The sequence below is a fragment of the Mesorhizobium sp. M1403 genome, from assembly GCF_040317695.1.
GTDB lineage: Bacteria > Pseudomonadota > Alphaproteobacteria > Rhizobiales > Rhizobiaceae > Mesorhizobium.
This window is the reverse complement of sequence record NZ_JAMYKY010000020.1, coordinates 96,303-103,942: the sequence shown is the minus strand read 5'-3', so window position 1 is coordinate 103,942 and position 7,640 is coordinate 96,303. Positions and strand designations below refer to the sequence as shown.

The 7,640-nt window shown below is 58.5% G+C and carries 5 protein-coding genes, 2 pseudogenes and 1 riboswitch; of the genes and pseudogenes, 4 read left to right on the top strand and 3 right to left on the bottom strand.

From position 1 onward, the window contains the following. Positions 1 to 190: pseudogene (locus tag NKH01_RS26125) on the top strand (dihydrodipicolinate synthase family protein); the annotation flags it as partial. 34 nt (positions 191 to 224) lie between these two features. Further along, positions 225 to 443 (top strand): FMN-binding negative transcriptional regulator, encoded by a 219-nt coding sequence (locus NKH01_RS26120; RefSeq protein ID WP_353023112.1) that lies wholly within the window; start codon positions 225 to 227, stop codon positions 441 to 443. 107 nt (positions 444 to 550) lie between these two features. Here NKH01_RS26120 and metE read toward each other — a convergent pair whose 3' ends face one another. Then, entirely contained in the window at positions 551 to 2,887 is a 2,337-nt protein-coding gene (gene metE, locus NKH01_RS26115; RefSeq protein WP_353023110.1) for a 5-methyltetrahydropteroyltriglutamate--homocysteine S-methyltransferase, read from the bottom strand. A 95-nt stretch (positions 2,888 to 2,982) separates the two neighbouring features. Beyond that, positions 2,983 to 3,183: riboswitch (cobalamin riboswitch) on the bottom strand. Between the two features lie 676 nt (positions 3,184 to 3,859). On the opposite strand from metE, the gene NKH01_RS26110 reads away from it, so the two are divergent. Then, positions 3,860 to 3,991: a hypothetical protein gene (locus tag NKH01_RS26110; RefSeq protein WP_023679681.1), complete on the top strand. Its 132-nt coding sequence runs from the start codon at positions 3,860 to 3,862 to the stop codon at positions 3,989 to 3,991. A 317-nt stretch (positions 3,992 to 4,308) separates the two neighbouring features. Here NKH01_RS26110 and NKH01_RS26105 read toward each other — a convergent pair whose 3' ends face one another. After that, complete coding sequence (locus NKH01_RS26105) at positions 4,309 to 5,142, bottom strand: helix-turn-helix transcriptional regulator (protein ID WP_352515945.1); 834 nt, start codon at positions 5,140 to 5,142, stop codon at positions 4,309 to 4,311. A 208-nt stretch (positions 5,143 to 5,350) separates the two neighbouring features. Next, positions 5,351 to 6,670: pseudogene (locus NKH01_RS26100) on the bottom strand (MFS transporter); the annotation flags it as partial. A 288-nt stretch (positions 6,671 to 6,958) separates the two neighbouring features. Between NKH01_RS26100 and NKH01_RS26095 the strand changes: the two are divergent. Next, positions 6,959 to 7,636, top strand: a complete 678-nt coding sequence (locus tag NKH01_RS26095) for a transposase (RefSeq protein WP_353023108.1) — start codon at positions 6,959 to 6,961, stop codon at positions 7,634 to 7,636. The last annotated feature ends 4 nt before the right edge of the window (positions 7,637 to 7,640 follow it).

Genomic DNA, 7,640 nt, shown 5'->3' with positions numbered 1-7,640 from the left:
CGATGCCACGCTTGCGCCGCTCTGGAGCCTCTTCAAGGAGTTCTCGAGCCTTCGCGTCGTCTATGCACTTGCCGAATTGCTCGACATTTGCCGAGCCGACCCCCCGCGTCCCATCCTGCCTCTGCCCTCAGCAGCGAAGCGCCAGATCGCCGCCGCGTTGCAACGCTTGCCATCGGATGTCAACCGGTGAACAGCGAACCCGGCGGCCAGTGAAGGAACCTGTCATGTATGTACCCGCGCATTTCGATGAACCGAGCCGAGAAGTCCTTTACGAACTGATCGAGAACAGCGCACTTGGCATGCAGATAACCCATGGCCGGAGCGGTCTCGACGCCAATCACATCCCCTTCGAACTCGACACGTCACAGGGAGAAAACGGTTCCCTTTATTCCTGCGCGATTAGTACACGTGCCGAAGGAAAGTGCACTTTCTCGCTCGAGTGACTTATTTCAAAGGATGTGATCGCGTTTTGGCACATTCACGGCCGACATGCGGCAGCCGGTCACTCACCACATGGTGAGCAACCAGGAAACCCTCCGGCCTACACTTTCTACCGGAGCGCACGTGCTGCATCGACCATGTTCATGAGGGCAGGGCGGACCTCCTCCCATTTGCGTGTTTTGAGGCCACAGTCCGGGTTTACCCACAGTTGGGAATCCGACAGTCGCTCGCGGGCAAGCATGACGAGATCCGAAATCTCGCCGACTTCCGGGACGCGTGGTGAGTGAATGTCGTAGACTCCGGGACCGATTTCGTTCGGATATTTGGAGCTCGTGAAGGCGTCCAGCAGTTCCATCTTCGAGCGCGACGTCTCAATCGAAATGACATCCGCATCCATTTCAGCGATCGCGTCGATGATCTCGTTGAACTCCGAGTAGCACATGTGGGTATGGATTTGAGTCGCGTCCTTTACACCCGTTGAAGCGATCCGGAAGCATTCGACAGCCCAGTCGAGATAGTCTTTCCAGTCAGACTGGCGCAGTGGCAATCCTTCGCGAAACGCGGCCTCATCGATCTGGATCATCCTTGCGCCGGACCATTCGAGATCCGTCACCTCGTCGCGGATGGCGAGCGCGATCTGGCGGCATGCTTCGGAGCGGGGTACGTCGTCGCGAACAAAAGACCAGTTGAGAATGGTCACCGGGCCTGTGAGCATTCCCTTCACAGGGTTTTCCGTAAGCGACTGGGCGAATTGCCACCAGCGCAGCGTCATCGGCTTGGGCCTCGATACGTCGCCGAAGATGATGGGGGGGCGCACGTAACGCGACCCATAGCTCTGCACCCAGGCATGCTGGGTGAAGGCGAAGCCGGACAGCTGCTCGCCGAAATACTGTACCATGTCGTTTCGTTCGAACTCACCGTGCACCAGCACGTCCAGCCCGATCTCTTCCTGCCAGCAAATTGCAGCCTCGATCTCCTTCTTCAGGAAGGTCTCGTAGTCGACATGGCTCAGCTGGCCGTTCGCATGAGCGGCCCGCGCCCTGCGTACCTGCGGCGTCTGCGGGAAGGACCCGATGGTCGTCGTCGGGAACGGCGGCAGCCCGAGCGTGCCGGCCTGGACTCTGGAGCGCTCGGCAAAAGCGCTCTCTCGTCGCTTCATGCTGTCGTCAATGCTGGCGATCCGCCCCTCAACCAGCGGGTCATGGATCTTCGTGGATGTCACGCGAATGGCGGCAGCCTCGGCAGACGCTTTCAACGCGCCTGCCACCGCATCCCTGCCTTGGGACAGGGCCCGGGCAAGCAACACCAACTCGTCGGTCTTCTGGGCCGCGAAGGCGAGCCACGACCTGATGTCCGCGTCGAGTTCCGTCTCCATGCGGAGGTCGATCGGCACATGCAGCATCGAGCAAGAAGGCGCGATCTCGACGCGGTCCAAGGGCCAGCCGGCGACGATCGGTTTGATGCGGTCGAGAATGGCGGGCAGGTTCGCACGCCAGACGTTGCGGCCATCGATCAAGCCAAGCGAGAGCACCAGATCCTTCGGTGCGAGCCGACCCACCGTTTCCAGCTGTTCGGGAGCGCGCACGAGATCAATATGCAGCCCGGCCAGGGGCAGAGAAACCGCGGTTTCGAGATTGTCTCCCAGCGGCCCGAAATAGGTAGCCAGCATGATCTTCAGCTCGGGCGCGGCTTTCGACAGCTGGCCATAGGCGAATTCGAACGCAGCTCGTTCGTTCGGGTTCAGATCGAGGACAAGCGCTGGCTCATCGATCTGCACCCAGTCGGCTCCAGACAGCTTCAGCCTCTGCAGGAGTTGCTCGTAGACGGGCAGCAGCCGCGGCAGGAGCGCGATGGGATCGAATCCTTCGGCAGGCGATTTCGCCAGCTTGAGGAAGGTGATCGGTCCAAGGATGACTGGGCGTGTGTGAACGCCGAGAGCTTTAGCCTCGATGAAGTAATCGACCGGTTTCGTCGACGAGAGGGCGAACGTCTGATCATCGTTGAGTTCCGGCACAATGTAGTGATAGTTGGTGTCAAACCACTTGGTCATTTCCATCGCGGTTACATCAGACCGATGAGCCGCCTGCTGGTGACCAGCGTGTCGACAATCCTCCGTCTGACCCTGGTTGCCCCGCGCCATTGCGAAGTAGATGTCAAGTGGAACCTCGCCGCTATTCCAGCCGTAACGGGATGGAACGGCGCCGACCATGGCTGCGGTGTCGAGCACATGGTCGTAGAGCGAGAAGTCGTTCGACGGGATTTTCGACACGCCGCGATCGTGCTGCTCCTCCCAGCTAGCGGCACGGAGCGCCTTCGCGGTCGTGAGAAGGTCGGCAGCGGACGATTTTCCGGACCAGTAGCTTTCAAGCGCGAATTTCAGTTCTCGCCGACGACCGAAGCGGGGCACGCCGAGCGTTGCTACAGGAATTTGCTGAAAGACAGTCATGCCAGACCCCGATGGTTGGGGCGTCGGTCACAAGGAAGGCGCTAGCAGGCCGGCACGAACGCCAGGCTGCAGCGGCCACCGAGACATCCCGCCCGTGGACGTAATTCGCCGTGGCAGGTCTCCTGGCTCGCGGGGTCATAGCCTCTACCCGTCTTCCCAAGGCTATTCGCCTCAGTGACATGAGTGGGGTTGGCTCGCCGCTAACAGTTGCGGGGGCAGCGCCGGCATCGCACCGGCTTCCCTCTTAGCTCCGCTGCGGCAGCGCCGTACGGAGAACCACGACGCGGGAGACAATTACAGCAGTTCGCTTCTTTGTCAACGCCGCATAAAGAAATGTTTATGTCGTTATGTTAAATTTCCGTTGGCATGTTCCAAAGGTCGCCTCGAAAGCGAAAACTGTGGAAGCCTTGAGCGGCCGGTAAATCAAAGCAATGACGCACGGCGCCCTTGTCCAGGAGGATAGGAGTTCGTCGGCTGCCGGCAGCAAACATACCGGCAAGCGCCGTGGTGCTGCTTAGCGCATCATGCGAACCACCTCGGCGTCGAACTTCGGCTCCGAGGTTCCGACCGCTTCGTTGGTGATCTGCTCGCGACCATATTCGGCTCAATGGCGAGGCTGTTGCCCATGTGGAAGCTGTTGGCCGTGATGCCCTCGGTGATACGACACAACGATTTCGAGGGGAGCACCCGAGGCCAGGCGCAGCGGCGTGTTGCGAAGTGATCGAGGCCAATGTCTCGAACTGCTTGTTCGCAGCCCACCGGCTCAAGGTAACCCGCCTTAAACCACCGGGCCAGCTCAAGTCCTGTCCAAATGAGGCCTGAGCGGCAAATCGTCGTGCACGCGCACGGTTTGGCGTTCGATCTTGTGATGCGTCTTGGGCGGGCAATCGCCACGGTGCAGCGCGCAGAAGCGGTCCCCAATTGGGAAGCCGAGGGCGTGAGGGCAAGCCAGCGCCACAGGCGGAAGGAGACTTGGACCTGTTTGCCCTGCTGGACCACAAGTTCGCGACACAGGGCCTCAAGGAGAAGACCAAGAGTGATTATGCGCGGGACCTCGCCAAATTCATCAAAAGCAGCGGGCAGTCAAAGTTCGGCGCCGATTGACATGGAGATAGCCATCGCGGCGGACCGCCCAGGCGGACCGCAAGCCGGAATACAACCGGGTGCAGGCGGCCAAGCTCGTCCACAAGATGGCGTCGGGCACACACCGGCGATGGGAGAGCGGACCGTGGAGTGCAGGAACTTCACGCCTATCCACGCTCCCGTGGACGTGTCCTGCGGCACATCGGCAGCGATATTGAGGAGGCAGTTGAGCTTCTGGTCGAGCACTCTTACCTGCCACTACCTACGCTTAACGTCATCTCGTACTGAAAACGCCCCACGCAAGGTCGAGGTGTAACATGCGCCCTTCGTGGATGGTTCTAAGCTTCCTCGGGCGCGGTCAATCTGTGATAACGGTCGCTTGGAACCTCCATCACCGCGACGCGATCAAGGTTGGCGTATCGCGCTCGGTAGTAACCTTCTTCCTCCACTTCGGCGAAACTACACTGGGGAACGTCAAAGGTCGCAGCTTCCAATCCGAAGAAAGTCGTAGCGGTTTCTTCATCCAAGAAGTTCCACTCATCTTCTCCGTCGTCATATGTGACGCGAACATAGGAGGCCATGCGCACGGCTTCCTGATCACCCATCTCTGCGATGATGGCATCGCATTCTTTCTTCAGCTTTCCTGAAACCTCACCCTTATCCCAGTCATCCAAAGCCCGATAGATTTCTGGATGATAATACTCTGGCATCTCCTCTACATCGTCACCGATAAGCTCAATGGTGCGGACATATTGCGGATTTATCAAGAGTATTTTGTTGTCAAGGCTCCAACAATACAGCCATGGCCTGCTTGTGTTATTTCTACGAAGATTATGAAGTTCCTTCAACTGACGTAAAATCGATTCACGCGCCTTTTCATCGATAGGATATTGGCGGCTGCCAACAGTCGTCTTGATTCTGAGGGTGCCGTATCGCGTTTCGGCATCGGCAATTGCAAACGGGCTCGTGCGCCACTCCTCGACATCAATCTTCCAGCCCAGCAGCTCCTCGACCGTGCATTTCAACGTGAGACAAAGGTCCTTGATCTGCTCGACGTTCAACTGCGTTTTGCCTGTTTCCCAACGGGCCACAGTCTGTTGCGTCGTTGCCATCTGCTCTGCCAAATCTTTTTGAGTCATGCCCAGTCGAACCCTAAGCTCTTTCATGTTCATAACTCACCTCGCGTGTTCAACACACGCATTGTGGATGAATTAATCTAACACGTCAAGCGTGTTCAAAAATCGCAGCATGTGTTTTTAGGGCGTCTTCGAGGCTCAGCCGTTCGTCACCACTTGCGCAAGACACAGGGCTGGTACACAGCACGAATGGGCGATCAAAAATTACTGCTGAAATTCAGATAATTATTGTGGGCGAGTCTGGATCTCTCTGATCGACACGATAGTCGACCATCACCATGATCGGACCGCTTCGTGGCCGCAGGTCAAGTTGCAGCGTCGGTTCGCTGAACTTGTTGGTCGGATCCAGATTGAGCTTTTCAAAATCCGGCTGACGCAGAAGGATGCCCATCAGTCCCCCAATCACAAGAACCAGCTGGCGGACGAGCAAGGCTCCCGAAACACCTTGGACATCCGCCAGTTCGCCCCAAAGCCAGCTTCCCGCCGCCATGCCGCCGTATGTGGCCGTCTGATAGAGTAGAGAGGGCGCGTCCAACCACCCACCGCGGCGCCGAAAGCTGCACTGTGACGTTAAACAGCGAGAATGATTGAATCCAGGCCGCACCGGCTGGCATGAGGAGCAGACAGCTCAGCCCAACGTGCTCGCTCCATGCCCGAAAGAAGCAGCTGATCGCCAATACAAAGAACGCACCGCGAATGACCCATTCGTTGGAGAGAACTTCTCGGACCGGCCCGATGAGGAGCGCGCCGCAAATCGCTCCCAGGCCGAAGAAGCCGAGCATCACGCCGTAGGTGACTGCGGTCCCTTTGATCTGTTCGCGAGCGACCAACGGCAGGAGAGCCAAAATGACAACGGCGGTGAGGCCGAAAATGAAACTCCGGCACATCACCTTGAGAAGGTTCGGCGACAAGAGCACGTAACGGAAGCCCGCCGCCATCGCACTGCCGAAAGCCTCCCGCGGCAGCGCTTGTCGTGCCCGTTCGGCTTTCCATCGCAACAGCGCAGCGATCAGAGCGAAGTAGCAAAGGACGTTGAAGAGGAACGCGAAGGCCGAACCGGCTGTGGCCACGATTATGCCGCCAATCGCCGGCCCGATGCTGCGCATGAGATTGTAGCTCATGCCGTTGAGCGCAACCCCGCTTGGCAGGTGTTCGCGAGGCAGGATATCTCCCATCGAGGCTTGCCAAGAGGGATCGTGCAATGCCCAACCACAGCCGATTAGGAAGGTGAGACCCAGAAGGGTCCAGGGTGTCATTCCCCGTATAGGTCAGGAACGCCAGGAAGGCGGATACGCAGACCATCAGCAGTTGCGCAGTCAACATGATCCGGCGACGGTCAAACTTGTCCGCGAGCGCTCCCGCCGCGAGCGAGAAGATCATGTAGGGGAGGGTGGTCGATGACTGGACGAGCGCCACCATTCCATGAGGTGGCGATGCTCGTCATCAGCCAAGCTGCCGCCGCACCTTCCACTAGGGTGCCAAGGTTCGAAATGAGTGCAGCCGACCATAGCGAACGGAAGGTCTTGTGCTCAAAAGGAACGAGTGAAGATGTTCTCTTCGCCATTGTGGGAAGCCTCGGGATCGACCGCGGGGCTGGATTTGTTTCGCCTCACTCAACCATGGCCTCGCCGTACAAGCCAAGCTGCCACACTGCGCGCCTGCTAACCCAGAAAACTTGGCGGCCTTACAGGCATGCGCAGGACGCGCGAAGCCGCTCAAATCCCCCAGATGGGTCAGCCATCGAAGACCGGCATCACTTGCCCGTTGAGCGGCTATACGATAATGCTCCGCGCTAAGCAGGAAGCGCCAAAAATTCGAGCGGCGACTTCATTCTCCTATTCAGGAAGGAACTATGAGGCGGCAGACGCGACCATTCACCGTGGAAGTCAAACAAAAGCGCAATTATGAAAAATCCGCACGTTCCATCTGGGGCAATTTCGACATCGCCGCGGCGATGGCCGAGACAACAAAGGAAGTCGAGCCGTTAAATCGTCAGCTTGTTGACTCTACTGTAGTGGCCCTTGATGCTGAACCTTTGCACAAACCGCGAGTGGAGCATTTCATGGCCAATCCCCTGGAAACCGAGTCAGCAGTAGTTCATAGCGCACCGGCGGACAAAGCGGAAACGCCAAAACCGAAGACGAGAGCGCGGCGGTCGAGGAAGCCAGAAGCTGAGGCGAGCGCGCCTGCCCGCAAGGAGGGCGCCAAGCCGATATCCGCGACCACTGAAGCACCGCCGTCAGCGCGAACAGGCCGAAAGAGCTACTCCGCGAAGGATCGTGCCCAGAAGCTGGCGCAGATCGAGACCTCGATCGGCGGCGGCGCTACTCTCAAGAGCGCGGTGAAGCAAGCCGGCATCTCGGAACAGACATATTATCTTTGGAAGAAGGCGGCGGCGCCGGCGGCGGATAGTGAAGGGCTGAAGGATCTCGTCGCGCTCGAGGAAGAAAACAAGCGGCTAAAGAGCCTGCTTGCCGATCGTCTCCGCAAGGAGAATGCGGAACTGAAGAAAAGGCTCGGGCTGGATTAAGAAG

What these genes read in the sequence shown, in the direction of transcription:
- NKH01_RS26120 (WP_353023112.1), top strand. Translation starts at nt 225, where the DNA reads ATGTATGTACCCGCGCATTTCGATGAACCGAGCCGAGAAGTCCTTTAC.
- metE (WP_353023110.1), bottom strand. Translation starts at nt 2,887, where the DNA reads ATGACTGTCTTTCAGCAAATTCCTGTAGCAACGCTCGGCGTGCCCCGC.
- NKH01_RS26105 (WP_352515945.1), bottom strand. Translation starts at nt 5,142, where the DNA reads ATGAACATGAAAGAGCTTAGGGTTCGACTGGGCATGACTCAAAAAGAT.
- NKH01_RS26095 (WP_353023108.1), top strand. Translation starts at nt 6,959, where the DNA reads ATGAGGCGGCAGACGCGACCATTCACCGTGGAAGTCAAACAAAAGCGC.